General features: G+C 68.9%; 21 protein-coding genes and 1 pseudogene. 14 read left to right on the top strand and 8 right to left on the bottom strand.

Annotated features, from left to right (window positions below; genetic code table 11):
* The first annotated feature begins 9 nt into the window (after nucleotides 1–9).
* Nucleotides 10–1,165 (top strand): annotated as a pseudogene (locus tag AC6JBM_RS34850) (mechanosensitive ion channel family protein).
* Here the strand turns inward: AC6JBM_RS34850 and AC6JBM_RS34845 are convergent.
* Nucleotides 1,146–2,246: a low temperature requirement protein A gene (locus tag AC6JBM_RS34845; RefSeq protein ID WP_497978213.1), complete on the bottom strand. Its 1,101-nt coding sequence runs from the start codon at nucleotides 2,244–2,246 to the stop codon at nucleotides 1,146–1,148. The pseudogene AC6JBM_RS34850 and the gene AC6JBM_RS34845 overlap by 20 nt on opposite strands.
* A 102-nt stretch (nucleotides 2,247–2,348) precedes the next feature.
* On the opposite strand from AC6JBM_RS34845, the gene pyk reads away from it, so the two are divergent.
* The 4 genes from pyk to AC6JBM_RS34825 all read left to right on the top strand — a co-directional run bounded on the left by pyk (nucleotide 2,349) and on the right by AC6JBM_RS34825 (nucleotide 5,930).
* Nucleotides 2,349–3,767, top strand: a complete 1,419-nt coding sequence (pyk, locus tag AC6JBM_RS34840) for a pyruvate kinase (RefSeq protein WP_497978212.1) — start codon at nucleotides 2,349–2,351, stop codon at nucleotides 3,765–3,767.
* A 39-nt stretch (nucleotides 3,768–3,806) separates the two neighbouring features.
* A complete protein-coding gene (locus AC6JBM_RS34835; RefSeq protein ID WP_497986576.1) occupies nucleotides 3,807–4,676 on the top strand; it encodes an acyl-CoA thioesterase in 870 nt (289 codons plus the stop codon).
* A gap of 4 nt (nucleotides 4,677–4,680) precedes the next feature.
* The gene (locus AC6JBM_RS34830; protein WP_433084764.1) at nucleotides 4,681–5,136 is read left to right on the top strand and encodes an RrF2 family transcriptional regulator; all 456 of its coding nucleotides are present in this window, start codon (nucleotides 4,681–4,683) and stop codon (nucleotides 5,134–5,136) included.
* A gap of 290 nt (nucleotides 5,137–5,426) precedes the next feature.
* The gene (locus AC6JBM_RS34825) at nucleotides 5,427–5,930 is read left to right on the top strand and encodes an NADPH-dependent FMN reductase (protein WP_497978211.1); all 504 of its coding nucleotides are present in this window, start codon (nucleotides 5,427–5,429) and stop codon (nucleotides 5,928–5,930) included.
* Between the two features lie 538 nt (nucleotides 5,931–6,468).
* On the opposite strand, the gene AC6JBM_RS34820 is transcribed toward AC6JBM_RS34825, so the two are convergent.
* The gene (locus AC6JBM_RS34820; protein WP_497978210.1) at nucleotides 6,469–6,696 is read right to left on the bottom strand and encodes a hypothetical protein; all 228 of its coding nucleotides are present in this window, start codon (nucleotides 6,694–6,696) and stop codon (nucleotides 6,469–6,471) included.
* Nucleotides 6,697–6,749: 53 nt separating this feature from the next.
* Nucleotides 6,750–7,205, bottom strand: a complete 456-nt coding sequence (locus tag AC6JBM_RS34815; protein WP_223102116.1) for an RrF2 family transcriptional regulator — start codon at nucleotides 7,203–7,205, stop codon at nucleotides 6,750–6,752.
* A gap of 261 nt (nucleotides 7,206–7,466) precedes the next feature.
* Between AC6JBM_RS34815 and AC6JBM_RS34810 the strand changes: the two genes are divergently transcribed.
* The 3 genes from AC6JBM_RS34810 to xylB all read left to right on the top strand — a co-directional run bounded on the left by AC6JBM_RS34810 (nucleotide 7,467) and on the right by xylB (nucleotide 11,304).
* Complete coding sequence (locus tag AC6JBM_RS34810; RefSeq protein ID WP_497978209.1) at nucleotides 7,467–8,672, top strand: ROK family protein; 1,206 nt, start codon at nucleotides 7,467–7,469, stop codon at nucleotides 8,670–8,672.
* A gap of 86 nt (nucleotides 8,673–8,758) precedes the next feature.
* Nucleotides 8,759–9,919 carry a xylose isomerase gene (gene xylA, locus AC6JBM_RS34805; RefSeq protein ID WP_350621840.1) on the top strand — a complete coding sequence of 387 codons (1,161 nt, stop codon included), beginning with the start codon at nucleotides 8,759–8,761 and terminating at the stop codon, nucleotides 9,917–9,919.
* Nucleotides 9,916–11,304 carry a xylulokinase gene (gene xylB, locus AC6JBM_RS34800; protein WP_497978208.1) on the top strand — a complete coding sequence of 463 codons (1,389 nt, stop codon included), beginning with the start codon at nucleotides 9,916–9,918 and terminating at the stop codon, nucleotides 11,302–11,304. Before xylA ends, xylB begins: the two co-directional genes overlap by 4 nt.
* A 52-nt stretch (nucleotides 11,305–11,356) precedes the next feature.
* Here xylB and AC6JBM_RS34795 read toward each other — a convergent pair whose 3' ends face one another.
* Genes AC6JBM_RS34795 through AC6JBM_RS34780 form a run of 4 tightly spaced genes read right to left on the bottom strand, consistent with a single transcriptional unit; the run spans nucleotide 11,357 to nucleotide 13,995 of the window.
* Complete coding sequence (locus AC6JBM_RS34795) at nucleotides 11,357–11,620, bottom strand: DUF4235 domain-containing protein (RefSeq protein ID WP_350621845.1); 264 nt, start codon at nucleotides 11,618–11,620, stop codon at nucleotides 11,357–11,359.
* The gene (locus AC6JBM_RS34790; protein WP_350621848.1) at nucleotides 11,621–12,013 is read right to left on the bottom strand and encodes a DUF3618 domain-containing protein; all 393 of its coding nucleotides are present in this window, start codon (nucleotides 12,011–12,013) and stop codon (nucleotides 11,621–11,623) included. It lies immediately after the preceding gene.
* Nucleotides 12,010–12,501, bottom strand: a complete 492-nt coding sequence (locus AC6JBM_RS34785) for a phage holin family protein (protein ID WP_497978207.1) — start codon at nucleotides 12,499–12,501, stop codon at nucleotides 12,010–12,012. Before AC6JBM_RS34785 ends, AC6JBM_RS34790 begins: the two co-directional genes overlap by 4 nt.
* A gap of 48 nt (nucleotides 12,502–12,549) precedes the next feature.
* Nucleotides 12,550–13,995: an MFS transporter gene (locus tag AC6JBM_RS34780; RefSeq protein ID WP_497978206.1), complete on the bottom strand. Its 1,446-nt coding sequence runs from the start codon at nucleotides 13,993–13,995 to the stop codon at nucleotides 12,550–12,552.
* Nucleotides 13,996–14,044: 49 nt separating this feature from the next.
* Between AC6JBM_RS34780 and AC6JBM_RS34775 the strand changes: the two genes are divergently transcribed.
* The 3 genes from AC6JBM_RS34775 (at nucleotide 14,045) to AC6JBM_RS34765 (ending at nucleotide 16,949) form a co-directional block, all read left to right on the top strand.
* Nucleotides 14,045–14,770: a TetR/AcrR family transcriptional regulator gene (locus tag AC6JBM_RS34775; protein WP_350621855.1), complete on the top strand. Its 726-nt coding sequence runs from the start codon at nucleotides 14,045–14,047 to the stop codon at nucleotides 14,768–14,770.
* Entirely contained in the window at nucleotides 14,767–15,318 is a 552-nt protein-coding gene (locus AC6JBM_RS34770) for a hypothetical protein (RefSeq protein WP_350621857.1), read from the top strand. The genes AC6JBM_RS34775 and AC6JBM_RS34770 overlap by 4 nt, the downstream gene beginning before the upstream one ends.
* A gap of 1,166 nt (nucleotides 15,319–16,484) precedes the next feature.
* Nucleotides 16,485–16,949 carry a phospholipase D-like domain-containing protein gene (locus tag AC6JBM_RS34765; protein WP_497978205.1) on the top strand — a complete coding sequence of 155 codons (465 nt, stop codon included), beginning with the start codon at nucleotides 16,485–16,487 and terminating at the stop codon, nucleotides 16,947–16,949.
* Here AC6JBM_RS34765 and AC6JBM_RS34760 read toward each other — a convergent pair.
* Nucleotides 16,929–17,324, bottom strand: coding sequence for a hypothetical protein (locus AC6JBM_RS34760; protein WP_497978204.1), 396 nt, complete (start codon nucleotides 17,322–17,324; stop codon nucleotides 16,929–16,931). The genes AC6JBM_RS34765 and AC6JBM_RS34760 overlap by 21 nt on opposite strands.
* A gap of 503 nt (nucleotides 17,325–17,827) precedes the next feature.
* On the opposite strand from AC6JBM_RS34760, the gene AC6JBM_RS34755 reads away from it, so the two are divergent.
* From AC6JBM_RS34755 to AC6JBM_RS34745, 3 genes are read left to right on the top strand one after another with little or no spacing between them, the layout of a single operon-like run.
* Complete coding sequence (locus AC6JBM_RS34755; protein WP_497978203.1) at nucleotides 17,828–19,042, top strand: ABC-three component system protein; 1,215 nt, start codon at nucleotides 17,828–17,830, stop codon at nucleotides 19,040–19,042.
* Nucleotides 19,020–19,514 (top strand): three component ABC system middle component, encoded by a 495-nt coding sequence (locus AC6JBM_RS34750; protein ID WP_497978202.1) that lies wholly within the window; start codon nucleotides 19,020–19,022, stop codon nucleotides 19,512–19,514. The genes AC6JBM_RS34755 and AC6JBM_RS34750 overlap by 23 nt, the downstream gene beginning before the upstream one ends.
* A 17-nt stretch (nucleotides 19,515–19,531) precedes the next feature.
* The gene (locus AC6JBM_RS34745) at nucleotides 19,532–21,457 is read left to right on the top strand and encodes a DUF3732 domain-containing protein (protein WP_497978201.1); all 1,926 of its coding nucleotides are present in this window, start codon (nucleotides 19,532–19,534) and stop codon (nucleotides 21,455–21,457) included.
* Nucleotides 21,458–22,132 lie beyond the last annotated feature (675 nt).

The raw sequence follows: 22,132 nt of genomic DNA, 5'->3' as shown, positions 1-22,132 counted from the left end.
GCGCGCAGAATGCGGGATTCGGTCTTTGACACGCTCTTGCCGCTGGGGATCGCGCTCGGGGCCGCGCTCCTGGCGTTGCTCGCGGTACACGTCGTGCACAAGATTCTGGTGCGCGTCGGGCGGCAGTCGTCGCTCGTCACCGAGCTGGCGCTGCGCGCGCATCGGCCCACGCAGTGGGTCCTGGTGTTGTGCGCGGTCTACTTCGCCGTCCGCGCCAGCGCCGACGGGGCCTCGTGGCGGCACGCGTTTCTGCACGCCGATCAGCTGGTCATCATCGCGGCGGCGGCCTGGCTGCTCGCGGCGCTGCTCGTGGTCGCCGAGGATGCGGCGCTGGCTCGGTTCAACACCGAGGTGCCCGACAACCGTACGGCTCGGCGCGTCCACACCCAGGTTGTCATGATCCGGCGGGTGACGGTCGCGGTCGTGGCCGTGCTCGCGGTCGCCGTGATGCTCATGACGTTTCCGGGGGCGCGGCTCCTCGGCACGAGCGTGCTGGCCAGCGCGGGGTTCCTGGGGATCATCGCCGGTCTCGCGGCGCAGAGCGTCCTGCGCAACGTGTTCGCGGGGCTGCAGCTCGCGTTCTCCGACGCCGTACGGCTCGGCGACGTCGTCATCGTCGAGCAGGAGTGGGGGGCGGGTCCAGGAGATCACGCTGTCCTACGTCGTCGTGCACGTGTGGGACGACCGGCGGCTCATCCTCCCGACGTCCTACTTCACCGAGAAGCCGTTCGAGAACTGGACCCGGACGAACTCGGCGCTGCTGGGGGCCGTGATGTTCGACGTGGACTGGTGGCTGCCGGTGCCGGAGATGCGTGAGGAACTGCGCCGGGCGCTGGAGTCCACGGACCTGTGGGACGGGCGGGTGTCGGTGCTGCAGGTGGTCGAGGCCACCGGCAGCGCCATGCAGCTGCGCGCGCTCGTGAGCGCCGTCGACGCGCCGAAGCTGTGGGATCTGCGCTGCTTCGTGCGCGAGCACCTCGTGGGCTGGCTGCGCGACACGCACCCGGACGCGCTGCCGCGGGTCCGCGCGGAGATGACCTCGGCGATGCCGCTGCACGCGACGCTCACGGGGCAGACGCTCACCACCGACGGCGACTCGCGCGTGTTCAGCCACAGCGTCGACGGCCGGGCGCGGGCCGAGGCGTTCACCGGGCGGGAGCCGTAGCCACCCGCGTCGCCACGAGCCCGGCGAGCACGACGGCCATCACCGGCAGCGCGTACTGCCCGAAGAAGCCCGCACCCAGCACCAGCAGTGCCGACGCGTACGTGAGCCAGGCCAGGCGGCGGGGCAGGTGCAGCGCCTGCAGCGCGACCAGGAGCACCGCGACCGGGATCGAGACCGGCAGGAGCGCGATCTCGGGGTCCTCCAGCACGACGGCCAGGCCCGCGCCCAGCGCCGCCGCCGACGCGAAGACGAAGAAGTGACCGTAGCCCCACACGAAGGCCTGGCGGTTGCCGGTGAGGCGGTCGTGGACCGGGCGCTCGAAGTACAGCCACCAGAACGCGAACACGATGACCAGCCCGGCGCCGGCCACCCACCACAGGCGCCCGGCCGCGAAGCCGCCCTGCACCGCCAGGGTGGTCGACAGGACGACCTCCCCGAGCACGATGATGAACAGCAGCCCGTAGCGCTCGGCGATGTGGTGCGGGTGCCACGGCGTCGGCCAGGGCCGCTCGGCCCACACCGGCACCGACAGCTCGGCCGCCGCCATCACCACGAACAGCAGGGTGTGCGCGGTGCCGTGGCTGAACAGCAGCAGGCCCCACCCGACCATGCACGCGCTCACCCCGGCGGCCATGCGCAGGGCGGTGCGCCGGACCTCGGCGGCGCCGCGGGCGGCGCGCAGCCACTGGGTCGCGAGCCCGATGCGCATGATCACATAACCGAGCGTGACCACGCGCAGGTCGCCCTCGAAGGCGTCGGCGACGCCGGCGGCCAGGACGAGCACCCCCGCGATCTGCAGCAGCGCCGTCAGCCGGTAGGGGACGTCGTCGGTGTCGAAGGCGGAGGCGAACCAGGTGAAGTTCATCCACGCCCACCACACGGCGAAGAACGTCATGAGGAACCCGGCGATGCCGTGCGCCACGTGGTGCTCCGCCACCGAGTGGTGCAGCAGCTGCCCCAGCCGGGCGATGGCGACCACGAAGCACAGGTCGAACAGCAGCTCGAGCGGGGTGGCGACGCGGTGCGCCTCGTGGGTGTCGCGGGCGCGCATGGGTCGCCGCCACTGGGGGAGGGTGGACATCGGACCAGTATCGAGCAAAGGCCGGGTGACCGGAGTCTCAACTGATGGCGCCGGGCCGGGGCAGCGGATACGCGCCGTGAACGAGGGTCTAGCCTCAAGGGTGTGACTCGACGCGCCAAAATCGTCTGTACGCTCGGCCCGGCCACATCGTCGGCCGAGCGGCTCCGTGGCCTAGTCGACGCCGGGATGGACGTCGCGCGGCTCAACTTCAGCCACGGTAGCCACGAGGACCACGCCTCGGTGTTCAACCTTGTTCGGGAGGCCGCCACCGCCGCCGGCCGCCCCGTGGGCATCCTCGCGGACCTCCAGGGTCCGAAGATCCGTCTCGGCCGCTTCGCAGACGGACCGCACGAGTGGGCGGCCGGTGACACGGCCGTCATCACCAGTGACGACATTCTCGGCACCGCCGACCGGGTGTCCTGCACGTACAAGAAACTTCCGCAGGAGGTCAAGGCCGGCGACCGGCTGCTCATCGACGACGGCAAGGTCGCCGTCGAGGTGACCGCGGTCAACGGCAACGACATCACCGTCCTCGTGACCGAGGGCGGCATGGTGTCCAACAACAAGGGCGTCTCGCTGCCGAACGTGGCCGTGAGCGTGCCCGCGCTGTCGGACAAGGACGCCGAGGACCTGCGCTTCGCGCTGCGCCTCGGTGCCGACTGGATCGCGCTGTCCTTCGTGCGCTCGCCGGACGACATCAAGCTCGTCCACGAGATCATGGAGGAGGAGGGCATCCGCCGCCCGGTGCTCGCGAAGGTCGAGAAGCCCGAGGCGGTCGCCGCCCTCGAGGCCATCGTCAACGCCTTCGACGGCGTCATGGTCGCCCGCGGCGACCTGGGCGTGGAGATGCCGCTGGAGCAGGTGCCGCTCGTGCAGAAGCGCGCGGTGCAGCTCTGCCGTGAGCAGGCCAAGCCGGTCATCGTCGCGACCCAGATGCTCGACTCGATGATCGAGAACGCGCGGCCGACCCGCGCGGAGGCCTCCGACGTGGCCAACGCGGTCCTCGACGGCGCCGACGCCGTCATGCTGTCGGGGGAGACGAGTGTCGGGAAGTACCCCATCCTGACCGTCTCCACGATGGCGCGGATCGTCGCCACCACCGAGGGCGGGGCGCTGACGGTGCCGCGCCTGCAGCACGACCCCCGCACCCGGGGCGGCGCGCTGACCTCGGCCGCGTCCAACATCGCGCGCAACATCGGCGCGAAGGCGCTCGTGGCCTTCTCGCAGACCGGCGACACCGTGCGCCGCCTGGCCCGCCTGCACTGCGAGCTGCCGCTGCTGGCGTTCACCCCGGAGCCCACGGTCCGCAACCAGCTCACCCTCAGCTGGGGCGTGCAGACCTTCGACGTGCCGTTCGTGGAGCACACGGACGAGATGTTCGAGCAGGTGGACATGGCCCTCGTCGGGCTGCCGTGGCTCTCGCCCGGCGACGACGTGGTCATCGTGGCGGGCTCGCCCCCCGGAACCCCGGGATCGACGAACACCCTCCGCGTGCACCAGCTGGGAGCACTCTCACAGTAAAAAGTTCGGGCGAGCTGCGAAGATTGTCCGGTGACTGAACTGGCAACCGGGCAGGAAGCCGTGGATGAGCTCGTCCGACTGCTCGACCTCGAGGCGTTGGGGGACGACCGGTTTCTGGGCATCAGCCCGCCGGACGGCCCCCAGCGCGTCTTCGGCGGCCAGGTGGCCGGCCAGGCCCTCGTCGCCGCCGGGCGCACCGTGGACCGGCAGCGGCGGGTCCATTCGCTGCACGGCTACTTCGTGCGCCCGGGCGATCCGGAGGTGCCGATCACGTACGCCGTGGAGAACATCCGCGACGGGCGCTCCTTCTCGGTGCGCCGCTCGGTCGCGCAGCAGCACGGCAAGGTGATCTTCTTCATGTCCGCGTCCTTCCACCGCCTGGAGGACGGCCTGGACCACGCGGAGCCCGCCCCCGCCGACGTCCCCCCGCCGGACGAGGTCCCGACGACGGCGGAGCGGCTGGCGAGGTACGAGGAGCGCGCCGGCATCTGGTCGATGGTCCCGCGCCCGATCGACGTGCGCTACGTCGGCGAGCCCGGCTGGGTCCCGGCCGGCGACCGCCCCGCCGAGCCCCGCCAGCGCGTGTGGATGCGCCTGGCCGGCAAGCTCCCCGACGACCCGGTCCTGCACACCTGCGTGCTGACCTTCGCCTCGGACCTGACGCTGATCGACTCGGTCCTGTCGGCCCACGGCGCCGTGTGGGGCCCCGGCGGCTTCGCCGGCGCGAGCCTGGACCACGCGATGTGGTTCCACCGCCCCTTCCGCGCCGACGAGTGGTTCCTCTACGACTGCGTGAGCCCGTCCGCGTCGGGCGCCCGCGGCCTGGCCACGGGCCGTATGTTCACCCTGGACGGCCGGCACATCGCCACGGCCGTGCAGGAAGGTTTGCTGCGTCGCGTGGGAGGATGAGGACATGCGGCTTTCGGCCCGAGTTGACTATGCGCTGCGCGCGGTGGCGGAACTGGCGGCGACGTCGGCCGACGGCAAGCTGGTGACCGCCGACCGCCTGGCGTCGGCCCAGCAGATCCCCCCGAAGTTCCTGGAGAGCATCCTCCTGCAACTGCGCCGCGGCGGCGTCGTGCTCGCCCAGCGCGGCCCGGAGGGCGGCTACCGCCTCGCCCGCCCGGCCGCCGAGATCTCCCTGGCCGAGATCATCCGCGTGATCGACGGCCCGCTCGCCAACGTGCGCGGCCAGCGCCCGGAGGAGCTCGGCTACCACGGCGCGGCGCAGGCGCTGCAGGACGTGTGGATCGCGCTGCGGGCCAACGAGCGGCTCATCCTCGAGACCGTGACGATCGAGGACGTGGTCACGGGCGAACTGCCGGAACGGGTGCGGGACCTCGTCGCCGATCCGCGCGCCTGGGTCTGAGGTTTTCCCTGCTCGGGTCCGCGTCAGTGGCGGACCGTCGCTCCCGCCAGGAATCCCGGCGTCCGCGGTGGCAAGACCGCACCCACGCCTTGCCGCCGCGGCAAGCCCTCGGCAGCGTCGTCCCGCCGCTGCTCCTGCCCGCGCTGCCCCCTGCGCCGCATTGCACATTGCCCCCTTGGCCCCTGTGCTGCGTTGCCCTCTTGCCGCGTTGTTCTCGTCTCCCCCCCCCGGTCTCAACTCACCCCTAGTCGCTATTTCCTATCGGAAAAACAGGAGTTAGGATCGTCGGCGTGACGATTGTCGTGGTCTCCGGAAACCCTCGCCCGCACTCGCGGACCCTGCACCTGGCCGAGGAGGTCGGCGGCGCTCTCGCCGCGCGGCTGGGCCTGGCGGCCCCGCGCACCGTCGACGTGAGCGACCTCGGCGTCAGGCTCCTGCAACCCGGCGACGGCGCCCTGGCCGAGGCGGTCGCGGCCCTGCGCCGCGCGAGCGTGCTCGTCGTGGCCACGCCCACCTACAAGGGCAGCTACACCGGCGTGCTCAAGGTGCTCCTCGACCAGCTCCCTGCCGACGGCCTCAAGGACATCGCCGCCGTCACGGTCGTCACCGCGGGCGTGCAGCCCCAGGCGGACGCGGCCCAGCGCCACCTGCGGGACCTGCTCGGCGAGCTGGGCGCGGTGCCGGTCGACCCGGGCCTGGCGGTGGTCGAGGGCGAGCTGGCGAACGCGGGCACCGCGGCCGCCGAGTACGTCGACGGCATCGCCGCCCACTTCGACACCGCCGCCGCGCGCTGACCTCCACCACCGCCCCACCCCAGTGCACCTGCTCGCGAACGGCCCCACCTCGGTCGCGTGCGGGCGGTCCGCTTCAAGCCGGGCCGGTCGCGCGCCGGTGGCGTCGAGTTGGCCTGGCTGATGCTGCGCGGATGGCGTCGGTTCGAGCCGCCCGGTCGCGTGCTGGCGGCGTCACTTCGAGCCGGCTGGTTGTGCGCGCCAGCGGCGCCCGGCTCGGGCTGGCTCCGGGGCGCTGCCTTCACCGCGCCGGATGTGCGCGCCAGCAGCGTCCGGCTCGGGCCGGCTCCGGGGCGCTGCCTTCACCGCGCCGGATGTGCGCGCCAGCAGCGCCGGGTGCGGGCCGGTTGCCCGCGTCGTCCGGGGTGCTGATTCCACCGCGGACGGGCGCCGAGCGGGCCACCTGCGCGGCGACTTCCCCGCTGTGGGCGGCGTTCGAGCGGCGGCCCCGAAACGGACCAACCACCCCCGGAATGCCGAATACCCCGTCAGGGGATAAATGCGGATATGTCGCGGCGCGAAGCGCCCGACATATCAAGCATCAGTTGTGCAGCGCCGCCGCCGCCGTCAGCAGCGAGCCGGCGTCCTCCGCCCCGCCGCGCTCGCTCATCTCGTTGAGCGAGCGCGCGATGCTCACCAGCGCATACGTCTGCGTGACCCGCAGCGTCCGGTCCATCTCCAGGTCGTCGGCCATGTCCAGCTCGGCGCGGATGCTGTGCAGGAAGCCCTCGGCGGCCTGCAGATAGGGGTCGTGCGCTTTCGTCGACATGATCCGAGCGTAGGGCCCGCGATGAGCCCGCATCCCGGAAACGACCAACGCGGCTAGCGCGGCTGCCAGGCGGCCGGAGGCGTGGTCAGGCGCCGCACGTGCGCGGGCATGCGGCCCCGCACCACGTCGGCCAGGCTCACCTCGTCCAGGACGTTGCGCACGGCCGCGCGCACCGCGACCCAGAGTTGCTGGAGGTGTTCGGCGGTGCCGGAGTACATGGCCTCCTCCGGGCGGACGCCGCGCACCTCGGCCAGGGGGCCGTCGACCGCGCGCAGCACGTCGCCGACCATGATCTCCGAGGGCTGGCGGGTGAGCACGTAGCCGCCGTCGACGCCGCGCTGGCCGCGGACCAGGCCCGCGCGGCGCAGGTCGCCGAGGACCGCCTCCAGGAATTTTCTGGGCATGTCCTGCTCGTCGGCCAGCCCTGCGGCCGACACCACCGCGGGGTAGGCCGCAGCGAGCCCGAGGGAGGCGCGAACCGCGTAGTCCCCGCGCGCCGAGATGTGCATCGAAAGACTGCCTTTCCGGCCGGGCTGGTGGCATAGGTTGTCCGCTACCAATGTAGGGTGCCCGCCCGAGCGTGATCGCCGGGGTGGCGTTGCCGGGCCGCGCGACCAGCCGGAGCCGCGGCCCGTCGCCGGCCGCCGCGTCCGGCGCGAGGTGGTGCCCGCCCGCCCCACCCCGGCCGCCGCGTCCGGTGTGAGGCGGTGCCCGCCCTGGTCATGCGGGGCGCCGCCCGCGGGTGGGCATCGGGGTAGCGTTGTCGGATTATGCGATCAGATGAGCCGCGGCGGGGCGCCGACCACAACGTCATGCGCGAGGTCAACCGCTCGCTCGTGCTGACCATGGTCAAGGAGGGCGGCCCCGTCTCGCGCGCCAGCATCGCGCGCTCGACGACGCTGGCCAAGCCGACGGTCTCGGCGATCGTCGACGAGCTCATCGCCGAGGGGCTGGTGCGCGAGATCGGGCCGGGCTCGACGGCCGTCAGCGGCGGGCGGCCGCCGATCCTGCTGGAGTTCAACGCGCGCTCGCTGCTCGTGGTCGGCGTGCACATCGGGGCCCGGCGCACCGCCATCGCGATCGGGGACGCCACCGGCGAGGAGATCGTGCGCCGGGAGCTGCCGACGCCCGGGCCGGGGACGGCGCCGGGCGAGGTGCTGCGGACCGTCGCGGCGGAGATCCGGGCGGGCATCGCCGGGGCCGGGCTGCCCGGGGCCAAGATCGCCGCGGTCGGGGCCGTGCTGCCGGGGCTCACCGACTTCCACGCGGGCGTGTGCCTGCTCGCGCCCAACCTCGGCTGGCGTGACGTGCCCGTCCGCGACCTGCTCGCGGCCGAGCTGCGGGGCGCCCCGGTCTACGTGCACAACGCTGGGCAGGCCGCCGCCGTCGCCGAGAACCTCGAGGGCGCGGGGGAGCGGGTGGGTGACCTCGCCCTGCTGTACACCGGCACCGGTCTGTCCGCCGGGGTGCTCTCCGACGGCCGGGTCTTCCACGGGGTCGGCGGCACCGCGGGCGAGATCGGGCACAACGCGGTGCCGGGCAACGCCGAGCCCTGCAACTGCGGCAAGGTCGGCTGCCTGGAGACCCTCGCGTCCGGGCCGGCCATCGTGCGCGCGGCGAAGCGGGCGGGGCTGGACGGGTTCGACGCCCGGGACGTGACCGCGGCGGCCCGCGACGGGGACCCGGCGGCCCGGCGGATCATCGAGGAGGTCGGCGAATACCTCGGGCTGGCGGCGTCGTGGCTCATCAACGCGTACAACCCGGCGCTCGTCGTCGTCGGGGGCGGGCTGGCCGCCATCGGGGACCTGCTGCTCGAGCCGCTGCGCGCCGCCGCGGCCCGCCACGCGCTCGCCCCGGCCCTGCGCGGGGTCGAGATCCGCGCGTCGAAGCTCGGCCCGGACGCGGAGGTCCGCGGCGCCGTCCTGCTGGCCCTGCAGCACTCCGAGACCTACTACCGGGTGGTCTTCCGGGCCTGAGGAGGGGTTAGTTCTTTTCTTGAACAAACCCCCTGAGCGGCGTACCGTGTGGCCCAACACACCCCCGCCACCGCGAAGAGGTACCCATGACTGATTACCAGCCCACGCGCGAAGACAAGTTCAGCTTCGGGCTGTGGACCGTCGGCTGGCAGGCCCAGGACGTGTTCGGCGGCCCGACCCGCGCCCCGCTGGACTCGGTGGAGGCCGTGCACCGCCTCTCGGACCTCGGCGCCGCGGCCGTCACGTTCCACGACGACGACCTGTTCCCGTTCGGCAGCGACGACGCGACCCGCGACAAGCTCATCGGGCGCTTCAAGGACGCGCTGGGCGAGACCGGCGTGCGCGTGGAGATGGTCACCACCAACCTGTTCAGCCACCCGATCTTCAAGGACGGCGGGTTCACCTCGAACGACCGCGCGGTGCGGCGCTTCGCCCTCAAGAAGGTGCTGCGCAACATCGACCTCGCGGCCGAGCTGGGCGCGGAGACCTACGTGCTCTGGGGCGGCCGCGAGGGGGCCGAGTCCGGCGGGGCCAAGGACGTGGCCGCCGCGCTGGACCGCTACCGCGAGGGCCTCAACGTGCTCTGCCAGTACGTGCGCGAGCAGGGGTACGACATCCGCTTCGCCCTCGAGCCCAAGCCGAACGAGCCCCGGGGCGACATCCTGCTCCCGACCATCGGCCACGCCCTCGCGCTCATCGCGACCCTCGACGAGCCCGACCGCGTGGGCCTCAACCCCGAGGTGGGCCACGAGGAGATGGCCGGGCTGAACTTCGCGCACGGCATCGCCCAGGCGCTCTGGCACGGCAAGCTGTTCCACATCGACCTCAACGGCCAGCACGGGCCCCGCTTCGACCAGGACCTGCGCTTCGGGGCCGGCAACCTGCGCGGCGCGTTCTGGACCGTCGACGTGCTCGAGACCGGCGGGTACACCGGCTACCGCCACTTCGACTACAAGCCCCCGCGCACCGAGGACTACGACGGCGTGTGGGAGACCGCGCGCGCCTGCATGCGCAACTACCTGATCCTGCGCGAGCGCGTCCGCTCCTTCCGCGCCGACCCGGACGTGGCCGCGGCCCTGGCGGCGGCGCGCGTCGGCGAGCTGTCGCAGCCGACCCTGGCCGAGGGCGAGACCATCGCGTCGCTGCGCGCGGAGGAGTTCGACGTCGACACGCTCGCGGCGCGCGGCGGGGCCTTCGAGGTGCTCGACCAGCTCGCGATGGAGCACCTGCTCGGGGTCCGTTCATGACGCTCGTCGCCGGGGTGGACACCTCCACCCAGTCGACGAAGGTGCTCGTCTGCGACGCCGACACCGGCGCGGTCGTGCGTGAGGGCCGCGCCGGGCACCCCGACGGGACCGAGGTCGCCCCCGGGCACTGGTGGACGGCGCTGCGGGAGGCGACCGCCGGCGGGCTGCTCGACGGGGTGGCCGCCGTCGGGGTCGGCGGGCAGCAGCACGGCATGGTCCTGCTCGACGAGGCCGGCGAGGTGGTCCGCGACGCGCTGCTGTGGAACGACACCCGTTCCGCCGGCGCGGCCGAGGACCTCATCGCCGAGCTGCCCGGCGGGGCCGCGGGCTGGGCCGAGGCCGTCGGGCTGGTGCCGGTGGCCAGCTTCACCGTCACCAAGCTGCGCTGGGTCGCCCGGCACGAGCCGGAGGTCGCGGCCCGGGCCGCCTCGGTGGTGCTGCCGCACGACTGGATCACCCACAAGCTCAACACCAGCCCCGGGCTGACGACGGACCGGGGCGACGCCTCCGGCACCGGGTACTGGTCACCGGCGACGGGGGAGTACCGGCCCGATCTCGTCCGGCTCGCCTTCGGGCGGGACCTGCGGCTGCCCCGGGTCGCCGGGCCGGCCGAGGTCGTCGGCGAGACCGCGGGCGGTGCGCTGCTCGCCGCGGGCACCGGCGACAACATGGCCGCGGCGCTCGGCCTCGGCCTGCGCCCGGGTGACCTGGTGGTGTCGCTGGGCACCTCCGGCACCGTGTTCGGGGTCAGCGCGGCGCCCGTCGCCGACCCGAGCGGGACGGTGGCCGGGTTCGCCGACGCGAGCGGGCGGCACCTGCCGCTCGTCGCGACGCTGAACGCGGCCCGGGTGCTCACGGCGGCGGCGGCGCTGCTCGGCGTACCGCTGTCCACACTGGACGAACTCGCGCTCGCCGCGGAGCCGGGGGCGGGCGGGCTGACCCTGCTGCCCTACCTCGACGGCGAGCGCACGCCCAACCTGCCCAACGCGCGCGGGCTGCTCAACGGGCTCACCCGCGCCAACGCCGGCCCGGCGAACCTGGCCCGGGCCGCGTACGAGGGCATGCTGTGCGGGCTCGCGGACGGCCTCGACGCGGTCCGCGCGCTGGGCGTGCCGGTCGAGCGGGTGCTGCTCATCGGCGGCGCGGCGGCGTCGGCGGCGGTCCGGGCGATCGCGCCGGGGCTGCTCGGGGTGCCGGTGAGCGTGCCGGAGCCGGGGGAGTACGTGGCCCTCGGCGCGGCCCGGCAGGCGGCGTGGGCGCTGCGCGGGTCCTCCGAGGCGCCGTCGTGGCCGGTGTCCGCGGTCGATGTGACGGCGGATCCGGCCGAGAAGACCCGGAAGGTGTACTCGGACGTGCGCGACCGCGCGCAGGCGTTGCTGCGGTAGCGAAAAAGCTCCGTCGAGGTCATCCTCGACGGAGCTTTTCCGTGTCACCCGCTCAGTCGTCCGGCCACTCACCCGTGAGCCGCCGTACGCCCGCGGCCCCGCCGCGGTCGATCGCGGCCTTCACCACGGCGAAGATGGCGCCCTGCAGCGCCGCGGCGGCCAGGACCTCGCCCCAGCCGTACTCCCGCGACGTCGCCGCGGGCGCGTCCTCCTCGCCGGCGAGGCGCTTCCACACCTGCTTGAACACGATCCCCGCCGCGACGCCCCCCGCCACGCTGAAGGCGATGCTGAACGGCTTGTACAGCAGCTTGTTCATTCAGTACTCCCGCCGGCTGCGGTAGCCGACCAGCGCCGCCAGAACCAGCAGCGCGGAGCCGACGACCCACGGGGCGGGCCGCTCCCGGGCCGAGTCCAGCAGCCGGCGCATCCCGGTCTGCAGGGTGCTCTTCGGGTGCGTCCGCAGCTCGCGGCTCGCGTAGGCGGCGTTGGCCGCCACCTGCGAGACGCCCTCGCGCATGCGCAGCTTGGCGACCTCCACCGAGGAGTGCATCGCCTCCTGCGCACGGGACTTCACGTCCGCCTTGGCCGCGAGGGCCTCCACGGTCTCGCCGAGCCCGGCGCGCGTGCGGGCGATCTCCGCCCGCAACGCCGCCGGGTCGGCGGTGGTGCTGTGCCCGTTCGCGCTGTGCTGCGATTCCGTCGCCGTCATTTGTGGCCCCCGTGCTTCACCGAGGTCGTGATGGTGTCGATGTCGGCCTTCACGCCCGCGACCGTCTCCTGCGGCATCGGCGGCACGGCCTTCTTCACCTGGCCCTTGCCGACCAGCGCGAGCACGCCGGCGACCAGGAACAGCGCGACGCCGACGATGAGCGCGGCCAGCCAGGCCGGCATCACGGCGGCCAGGCCGATGATGAGCGCGGCCAGCAGGGCGCCGACGCCGTACAGCGCGACGAGCCCGGCCCCGCCGAACATCCCGGCCCCGAGGCCGGCCCGCTTGCCCTTCTCGGTGAGCTCGATCTGGGCCAGCTTCAGCTCGTCGCGCACCAGCGTGGAGACCTGTTCGGCGGCGAGCTTCACCAGCTCGGCGGTCGACCGGTCGGCGCTGCTCGGTGCGGGACTCGTGATCGGGTTCTGCACGCGCGGCGTCAGGGCCGGGCGGACCGCCTCCGCGCTCCGCGGCTCCAGGGTGGACGTCATGGCTTCTCCTCTCGCCCGTACCGACTTGATGCCCAGCCTGAGGCGGGGCTAACCCGCAACCGTTGCCACGGAGGCCTCGTGCGCCTCAGGGGTCTCCTCCCGTGCCCGGGCCGGCAGCAGGAAGCACAGCGCGCCGGCGAGGACGAGCAGGCCGAGCTCGAGCCACAGCACACGCTCGAGGGAGACGGTGAGGCCCCGCCCGGCCCACGAGAAGAACGCGGTGCCGAGCACGGCCACGCCGATCGCGCCGCCGATCTGCTGGGCGGCCGTGAGCGTGCCGGAGGCGGAGCCGAGCTCGTGGGGGTCGACGGCGGCGAGGACGATGTCGAAGTACGGCGCCATTGAGGCCCCCATCCCGATCCCCAGCACCAGCAGGGCGGGCAGCAGCGGCCACGGCGAGGCCGGTCCGCCGGTGGCCGCGAGCGTGCCCAGGAACACGACGACACCGAGCGCCACGACGCCGGTGCCGCCGACGAGCACCTTGCGGCCGCCGAGGCGGGCGCTCAGGCCGTGCGCGGCGACGGCGCCGAGCGCGGTGCCGAAGGCCCACGGCGCCTGGGTGAGGCCGGCGCGCAGCGGGCTGTAGCCGAGGCCCAGCTGGAGGTACACGCTGATGATGAGGGACAGCCCCATGACCCCGGCGAAGAAGATGAGCCCGACCACGAGCCCGGCGTTGAAGCGCCGCTTGGCCAGCAGCGAGGGCTCCACCAGCGGGCTGTGCCCGGCCCGCACCCGGCCCTGCTCGTAGCGGCGGAACAGCCACAGCCCGGGCACCGACGCGGCCATCGCCGCCCAGCACCACCACGGCCAGCCCAGCTCCCGCCCCTGCACCAGCGGGAAGACGAGCAGCAGCAGGGCGCCGCCGAGCAGCGCGGTGCCGGGCAGGTCCAGGCGCAGGCCCGGGTCCCGCTCGGCGTTGCGCGGCAGCCAGCGCGCGGCGCCGAGCAGCGCGGCCAGGCCCACCGGCAGGTTGATCAGGAAGATCGCCCGCCAGCCGGTGCCGAACAGGTCGGCGTCGACGAGCACGCCCGCCAGGATCGGGCCGCAGACCGCGGAGAGCCCCATCACCGGGCCGAACGCGGCGAACGCGGAGCCGGCCTTCTCGGGCGGGAACGCGGCCTTGATCAGGCCGAGCCCCTGGGGGATGAGCACGGCGCCGCAGAGGCCCTGCAGCACCCGGAACGCGATCAGCCAGGCCGGGCCGGGCGCGATCGCGCAGAGCAGGGACATGAGGGTGAAGCCGGCCGCGCCGGCGAGGAACATCGGGCGGCGGCCGAAGACGTCGCCGAGGCGGCCGCCGGTGACGAGGCCGACGGCGAAGGCGAGGGTGTACCCCGCGGCGAGCCACTGCAGGAACGCCGTGCCGCCCCCGAGGTCGGCGCGGATGGACGGCCCCGCGATGGCGATGACCGTGGCGTCGAGAAGGTCCATGACCTCGGCGGCCAGCACGATGGCCAGCACGATCCAGGGGTTCGAACGCTGTTCGTATCTCACGAACATCGTTCTACTTACGAACGGCGTTCGTGTCAAGTAGGATTGCCGGGTGCCTGCTGCCGCCATTCCCGCCCCACCGTGGCGGGCGCCGAAGAAAGCCCCGGCCGCCCGCCAGCCCCTGAGCGCGGAGGCGGTCCTGAGCACCGCCCTGCGCCTGGTCGACCGGGACGGCCTGGACGCGCTGAGCATGCGGCGGGTCGCGCAGGAGCTCGGCACGGGCGCGGCGTCGCTCTACGCGTACTTCGCCAACAAGGACGAGCTCCTCGAGCAGCTCCTGGACCGCGTGGTCGGCGAGATCCCGCTCCCGCGCGCCGACGTGCCCGACTGGAAGGCCGAGGTCAAGCGCACCTGCTTCGCCAGCCGCAACGTGTTCTGCTCGCACCGCGACCTCGTGCGCGTCGCGCGGGCCAACATCCCGACCGGCCTCAACTCGCTGCGCTACACCGAGGCCCTGCTGGCCCTCCTGCGCGGCGCGGGCATCCCGGACCGCATCTGCGCCTGGGCGATGGACCAGATGTCGATGGTCATCATCGCCGACGCGGTCGAGCAGTCCATCCACGAGGAGCTGGGGCGGCGCACGGAGGCGGAGGCGGAGCCGTATCTGAACCAGGTCCGCGACTACCTCGCCGCCCTGCCGGCGGACGAGTTCCCGAACCTCGTCGCCCTCGCCCCCACGATGATCGAGGGCAGCGGCGACGAGCGCTTCCAGTTCGCCCTCGACCTGATGATCGACGGCCTGGCGACCTACGCCCGGCCCGCCGGAGGTGCCGCGTGACCGCGATCGTCGGCCTGGTCCACCAGGGAACCGTCTACATCGGCGGCGACTCGGCGGGCGCCTCGGGCTGGAGCCTGACCGTCCGCGCCGACTCGAAGGTGTTCCACAACAACGGATACCTCTTCGGGTTCACCACGTCCTTCCGGATGGGGCAGCTCATCCGGTACTCCCTGAAGCCCCCGAAGCCGGTCGGCGACATCGAGCGGTTCATGGCCACCCGCTTCATCGACGCCGTGCGCGAGTGCCTGAAGGCGGGCGGCTGGGCCCGGCGCGACAGCGAGCGGGAGGAGGGCGGGACGTTCCTCGTGGGCGTCAAGGGCCGCCTCTTCACCGTGCACGACGACTACCAGGTCGCCGAGGCCGCCGACGGGTACGCGGCCGTGGGCGTGGGGGACGAGATCGCGCTCGGCGCCCTGTTCGCGACGGCACAGTCACGCATGGCCCCGCAGCGGCGCGTGGAGGTGGCCCTGCGAGCGGCGGAGCGCTTCAGCGCCGGCGTGCGCGGCCCCTTCGTGTGCCTGTCCCAGCCGCCCCAGGTCCTCGCGTAATCCGCACGCCCCCGCTCGGTAGTCGATCCGAGTCCAGCAAGCTCCACCATGTGAGGCGTTGCGCGAACCGGCGTGCCCAACGGCCCCCTGAACACGGGGACGATCCGATAGTGCTCGGTGATGCGCACTTCCGCGATCAGACGCTCGATCAGGGCCTTCCGCTCGGCTGAGGTCCCCTCGGCGATCGCGTGGCGCAATTCCCGCCGGATGCTCTCCAGGGTGGCCGGCGCGGGCATGGTCGGCTCGTCCTCGATCAGGTCGGTGATCTCGTCTCTTCGCGTCTTCAGGGTGGCCATTTCCTGTTTGAGCGTTTTCACCCTTTCGCCGGTTGTTGAATCGTCGAGGGTGCCGGCCTCGAACGCGGCGAGGTAGCGGTCGACCCTGGCCGTCTTGGTCGCGATCGCGGCCTGGACCACGTCGAGTTCAGCGCGGCGGTCCTCGTGACTCTCGCGATGGTGGTCCTGAGCCTTCGTGATGGCGTCGCGGATGAGCTGGTCGTTCCCGCTGAAGAAGTCGTGGAGGGCCTGCATCGCGGCTTCGTCGGTCGCCGGGGCGTCGAGCCGGGGTGCGCCGCAGCCGTGGTTGCCGTACCGGGTGCGGGAGTAGCACGTGTCGTAGCGGTAGGTCTGGTTACGGCCAGGCGCTGAAGTGCCGACGTAGTCTGGCAGCACCTCGACGATGATGCCGTTCCCGGCTGCTCGGGCGATGAGGTCGGCCAGTTTGCCGGCTCCTGACCGGGTTACGTAGCCGACCTCGACCACGGGCGTGCCGTCGCGGTCGATCGCGGCCTGCAGCAGTGGAAACGCTCTTCGACGTCGAAGCCGGACGGGCACCACGTTCGAGGGGCGTCCAGGGACTCCTTGACTAGAATCGGTTGCACTCAATGCTTCGCGGGGAGGCCGTCGCGCGACATCCGCTCACCCGGGCACTCGCCAGCGCCGGACTCAAGGTCCACGACGTTGCCTCCCGCCTCGGCGTCGCCCCCAAGACCGTCGATCGCTGGTTCGCCGGCCGGGTGCCGTAACCCCCGCTACCGCAACGAACGGTCCCGCCTCACCGGCTGGGCTGTCGCCGATCTCTGGCCGGGTGCTGCGCCACGAGAACCGCAACCACAGACCGACACTGTCCGGACGACCTACGCCAACCGAAGCCAGGTTCCCGCGGATATGTGGCGCGGGCTGTTCCGCGGCGCCGAACGTGCGATCGACATCTTGGCGTACAGCGCGCTGTTCCTGCTGGAGGACCCCGTCGTACTACGCACCATCGCCGCCAAGGCCAGAACAGGAGTGGTAGTCAGCATTGCCCTGGGCGACCCCGAGGGCGTGCACGTCGCCAGACGCGGCGCGGACGAGGATCTTGACGATGTCCTCGTCGCCCGCATCCGCAACGCCTTCGTCCTGGTCAAGTCGATCAGACGGACCCCGAACGTCGAGGTGCGCCTGCACGACACGATGCTCTACAACTCGATCTACCGCGCCGACGGCGACCTGTTCGTCAACGTCCATGTCCTCAGCCGGCCCGCCGCCCATGCGTCTGTCCTGCACCTGCGATCCGACCAGCCAGACGGCATGACCGACACCTACCATGACGCCATCGAACGGGTCTGGACGTCAGCTCGCCCGCTTCGCTGACCGCGGCCGGCGCAGGTGGCTGAACCGCGGCTGGACCAGCTGCGGCAGCCCGCTCAACACAGCGGCATGGTTCGTCCACACACGGCGGTACTCGATCTCGTGCTCATGCGCCCGGAGCATCGCCGGATCGATGGCGACCTGGACCTCTGCGCAGTAGGCGTCGAAGAATCCGTTGAAGTCCAGTGAGTCATCGTCAACGGTGACGAAGATTTGCGCGAACTTCAATGCGACGTCCTCGATGACCCGCTCGCGGAACCGCAGGTGCCGGATGTGTAATGTCAGATAATAGCATGCGCGAAGCGCCACGAGATAGCGCAGCTCAAGAGCCGCGCAGTCGCCACAATCGTCTGTCCCGTTCCCGGTGTCACCGTCCATCGCTCAATCCACCAACCTTGACTCAATCGGGCGGTCAACCACGGCAATCGCACATCCGCGCAGTCATTTGTCAAGTGTGTGGCGCGTTGCTGCGTGTCTTGAACCACTCCTCAAAGGACGTCTCGGGACGGCATAAAAGTTCCATACGGTCCTTCTATGCCGGCAAGCATCATTCGCGGGGGTACCCGCGTCGTAACCGACAACTACCGGATCCGAAGCTGATGAACCCACCGGTCCCGGCGGCGTGACGATCCCACGCTCGGCTAGGCGACTTGAACCCTTCAGCCCATCCGGTCCGGCTTGCTACCTGCTAGGCCTGTACGAGGTATCGACCGTAGGGAGTGCAGCAGGGCCGAACTACAGGCTACGCAAAGACCGGCACCTGTTGATCGACTTCAGGCCAGGCCGCGAGGTTGCAGCCAGCCAGCAACTACAAGGTTTACCTTGCTGTCAATCTGTGGTGTGATATGAAGTAAACTATCCAGGAGCGGTCGGGGGCTCTCGTGAGCGAATCTAGCAGCCTATTCGACGCATCCTCGTCGGCAATCGGCTACCTATACCAATTGCGTTATGCTCTTCTTGCTGGAATCGAAGAATTCCAGCATGATGCCACCTGGAGTGTGTCCGTCGAGGTGGTCGACGATGTTGAGATTACCTCTGCTGATGGCAATACGCGCTGGCAGTTGAAGCACCGGGCAGGCGGAACACGTCTAACAAACGGAAGCACCGATCTATGGAAGACCCTTCGAATCTGGATCGCCGCCTTCAATGACAAGACTCTCGATCTAGAAACGACACGCCTACTTCTGCTCACAACCTCGATGGTTCCAGCCGAGAGTGCGGCCTACTATCTTCAAGACGGACCTGGCCGTGATATTGGCAAAGCTTCTCAGGCGCTCGACAAGGCAGCCAAAGATTCAGGATCTGATACCAATAAGAAAGGCGTCGAAGCTTACAGGTCCTTGAATGCCGGCCAGCAAACAGCTCTACTTAAGGCCATAAGTGTCATTGGGGATAGTCCTGACATTGAGGGAGTTCGGCAGAAAATTCTGATGTACTGCCGAGTGGCCGTTGGGCGGGCGGCTGCGGAATCACTGCTCAATCGGCTGGAGGGATGGTTCTTCCAGAGGTGTATTGAGATTATGCTTAACGAGGCCGCGGCGCTTGTAACGGGAACCGAGATCGACGACAAGTTTTGCGAGTTGAGGAATCAATTTCGATCGGACAACTTGCCAATCGACGAAGATGTTGCGGGAATGACTGCAACTCGCGATGAGTACGACAAGCGGCTATTTGTGCGACAGCTTGACTTGGCGGGCATCGGAGGTCGACGCATCGAGCTTGCGGTCCGTGACTACCTACGCGCATGTACTCAAAGGTCGCGTTGGACGCGCGAGAGTCTACTACTTCCGGGTGAAATTGGTGCATACGAGCGGCGGCTTCGGGAAGAGTGGGAAGCGCAATTCGCCGTTCTGGAGGACGAGCTGGGACCTGACGCCGCGGAAGCGGTAAAGCTTCAGGCAGCAAAGAAGATATACAGTTGGGTTGAGACGGAGTTCCGAAGGAATATTCGGCCGGATTGCCACGAGCCATTCGTGTGTAAGGGCTCCTACCATATTCTGGCCGACGAAAAACTTGTTGGCTGGCATCCGGATTTTGAGGCGCGATTGCTTGCGATATTGGAACCTGTAGGCGGTGGAGCGGTTGGCGGCGATTGACCTACTAAGCCGCGAAGAGCGGAATCTGTACAATCCGGCTTTTGCGGCATTGATTGCCACTCGCGTGGTTCAAGGATTCAATCGCGAGTACGACGGTGGATGCCATATTGTACTCACGACACTCGCTGGAGTGATGGCCTTTTTAAGGCCAGTTCGTGATGCGCTTCCAACGCGTATAACGACAACGGCTGTCAACTGGATTGAGCGCGAAGATGACCCTCGGATCTACCTCGCGCAAGCCGCCCCGTTCCTTGGGCCGATCGTGCGCGACGGTGTGGTTGTCGCATTGCAAAATCGGACCTTAGTCTTAGACGGTGCTCGCTTGCACTTAACTGACCGAGCTTCCACTCGTATAACTGCCTCGACCGATGAGGTTGTTGGGATTCAGCGAGCTGCGATATTCCTTGGTCGCTGGCTGCCCCGAGTTGGCGACGAGAAGACAATCCTCACCTTGCTAGGAGTACGTCCTTGAGCTTCCAAATACGACACGTGGTTGTCTATGGTCGCGAGGATCGGGTACGGCGAATTTCGTTTAATCTGGGTAGCCTGAATATCATTACTGGCGCGTCGCGGCGCGGCAAGAGCGCGATCCTTACAATTATCGATTATTGCCTCGGGAGTAGCGGATATCCTGTCAAGGCGGGAGTTGCTCGAGACTACGCGGTCGGCTTTGCAATTATGATAGTGGTTCGAGACGGCTACGTTTTCGTTGCGCGGCCGGCACCGGAGCGCCTGCGCGCGACTACAGATCGAATGCATGTAAGTTTTCGTGACGACGATGAGGATATTCCTTCATTCGATAACATCGAATTCAATACGAACATGGACACTGCGAGGCAAATACTCGGAGATTTGTGCGGGATTGACGGTACATTGCGCCTACCGGCTCCCGGAACGTCTGGCCCGATTCCGCCCGGAATTCGGCACTCACTATTCTTCGTCATGCAAGAGCAGAATGAGATTGCGAATCAGGACGTTCTCTTTCATACGCAGGCCGAGGAATATCGACCAAATGCGATTCGTGCGGTGATACCGTACTTCTTGGGTGCTGTCGATGTTGAATATGCCGCTCTAGTGATCCGCCTCCGTACTTTGAAGCGCGATCTGGCGACCCATAGGAGAGCGCTAGGAGAGCGCGAGCAAGTTTTGGAGCGGGGTGGTCAGGCGCGTGCGCTTCTGGCGGAAGCCGCAGCTGTCGGCCTGTTGGCTGAGTTGCCTGAAGACGGCCTTTCCGAGGATGAAGCGATTCTCCTTTTGAGGCAACTTCCGCTGATTGACGTTGATATGGTTCGCGATCCAGAGTCAGCCGGAGGTCGACTCTCAGATCTTAATGAGAATCGTCGCGACCTGCGCGGGCGGCTAAACCAGCTTAATATTCAAATTTCCCGCTTGCGTCGTGCTGCTGATGAGAATACCAACTTTGTTGGTGAGGTTTCTGAACAGCGTGCGCGTCTGGCAACGCTGAACCTCTATGAGACGTCGAACTCAGAGACGCACAGCTGCCCTCTTTGCGGCAATCACGATGCCGATGCTAGCGCGCGTTGGGAGTATCTGAGTGGTGAGCTGGCGCGGGTAGAAATGGAGATCGTAGCCGTACGGAATGACAGCCCGAAAATCGGTCGGCTCATTGCGGACACCTTGGACGAAATTCAGGAAGTGACGACACTGCTACGAGCAAATCGTACCGAGATTGACGAGCTTGAGGCGGGTGTACGTGCCCTGGCGGGCCTTCGTGACAGCCGGTCGCGCATGGCCTTGGTGCAAGGCCGTATCGGTCTTTATCTAGAGATGCTAGATAGACATGGTGAACGTGTGCCGATTCTGGATCGAACGGGTGAACTAGAGGCCGAAATTGAGCAGATTGAGGGCAGGCTTCTAGAGAATGGTAATCCAGACTTGCTTGAGACGTTCATTTCCTTGATTAGTCAAAATATTTGGGACAAAGCGCGAACACTTCAATTGGAGCATTCCCAGTGGCCAATCAGGCTCGACGTGCGGCGCCTTACTGTTGTTGCTGACACTCCCAGTGGCGCCATCCAATTGAAAGACATGGGCAGCGGTGAGAACTATGTTGGCTATCACCTAGCAACGTTTCTAGCTCTTCACGAGTGGTTCGACCGGGAGGAAAGGCCAGTACCCCGGCTACTTATTATCGATCAGCCATCCCAAGTTTGGTTTCCAAAGGACTACTCTGGAGACGGCGGCCATACCCTTCCTGACGAAGACAGGAGTGCGCTGGTTCGCTTGTATGAGGCGATTATGAGAACTGTTGATGCGCTTAGCCCTCGTTTTCAAGTGATCGTCATGGAGCATGCTGATCTTGAAGAAGAATGGTTCCAGGAAGCGGTCGAGTATCGTTGGCGTGAGAGTGGTGAGGCGTTGATCCCGGCGGAATGGATCGAATCGGCAAACTAGTGTCAGGGCTTGAGATGCCTGTGTTTGAAGCCGTGTGCAGGCTACTTGATAAACGTTGGTTGCTCTTCGTCAAGCCTTCGCCAACGACTGCCGCCGGCATCAGTAATCTGCAGCGAGACCAGCGTACCGGCGGACAGTTCTTCTTCGCCTGCAGCTAGCCACAACCACACGTCTTCATCGTCGCGGCCCGCTATGCTGCTGACTGTAGTGGGCCGGGCCAATCCTGGCAACGTGTGTATTGCCCGCGTCATTCTCCAACAAGGCCTCCACATCAATAATGAAGATGGAGAGGCTGCTGCCGTTCATGGCGATCATCCTCACTCGTGTCGGAGCGCCCGGGAGTAGTTTTGAGAAGATGAGACGAGCTTGGCGGGCCTTGGTGCGGACTGTGGCCGTGAAAGTGCGTCCGATGATCCGTAACGACGCCAAGCATCGCGCGGGTTTGGAGTGGCTGCCACTTAACGGCAGACCGTGTGGACAGGTAGGGCGGCGCTTGTAACGAAGATCCATCGGTTCGCATGTTGCATCGGTTGCCCCGCCGTGTCGGACAGCTCGCGCGCTGACGCCCGGATGCAGTTGGGCGTCAGCATGCCGGCTCCCGTCTCGGTCGCGCTCGCCACGCAGGTCTGGGGGCCGGATCTCATCGGCCGGCACGTCGGCCGCGATGTGCAGCCG

It is taken from the genome of Dactylosporangium thailandense, assembly GCF_059739745.1.
Note: the sequence above shows the minus strand (reverse complement) of the source record. Positions and strands in the feature narration are given on the sequence as shown.

Excerpts from the sequence above, each read along its gene's own strand:
- AC6JBM_RS34845 (WP_497978213.1), bottom strand. The coding sequence starts at position 2,246 with ATGTCCACCCTCCCCCAGTGGCGGCGACCCATGCGCGCCCGCGACACC.
- AC6JBM_RS34830 (WP_433084764.1), top strand. The coding sequence starts at position 4,681 with ATGCGGCTTTCGGCCCGAGTTGACTATGCGCTGCGCGCGGTGGCGGAA.
- AC6JBM_RS34820 (WP_497978210.1), bottom strand. The coding sequence starts at position 6,696 with ATGTCGACGAAAGCGCACGACCCCTATCTGCAGGCCGCCGAGGGCTTC.
- AC6JBM_RS34815 (WP_223102116.1), bottom strand. The coding sequence starts at position 7,205 with ATGCACATCTCGGCGCGCGGGGACTACGCGGTTCGCGCCTCCCTCGGG.
- AC6JBM_RS34810 (WP_497978209.1), top strand. The coding sequence starts at position 7,467 with ATGCGATCAGATGAGCCGCGGCGGGGCGCCGACCACAACGTCATGCGC.
- xylA (WP_350621840.1), top strand. The coding sequence starts at position 8,759 with ATGACTGATTACCAGCCCACGCGCGAAGACAAGTTCAGCTTCGGGCTG.
- xylB (WP_497978208.1), top strand. The coding sequence starts at position 9,916 with ATGACGCTCGTCGCCGGGGTGGACACCTCCACCCAGTCGACGAAGGTG.
- AC6JBM_RS34795 (WP_350621845.1), bottom strand. The coding sequence starts at position 11,620 with ATGAACAAGCTGCTGTACAAGCCGTTCAGCATCGCCTTCAGCGTGGCG.
- AC6JBM_RS34790 (WP_350621848.1), bottom strand. The coding sequence starts at position 12,013 with ATGACGGCGACGGAATCGCAGCACAGCGCGAACGGGCACAGCACCACC.
- AC6JBM_RS34785 (WP_497978207.1), bottom strand. The coding sequence starts at position 12,501 with ATGACGTCCACCCTGGAGCCGCGGAGCGCGGAGGCGGTCCGCCCGGCC.
- AC6JBM_RS34765 (WP_497978205.1), top strand. The coding sequence starts at position 16,485 with ATGTGGCGCGGGCTGTTCCGCGGCGCCGAACGTGCGATCGACATCTTG.
- AC6JBM_RS34760 (WP_497978204.1), bottom strand. The coding sequence starts at position 17,324 with ATGGACGGTGACACCGGGAACGGGACAGACGATTGTGGCGACTGCGCG.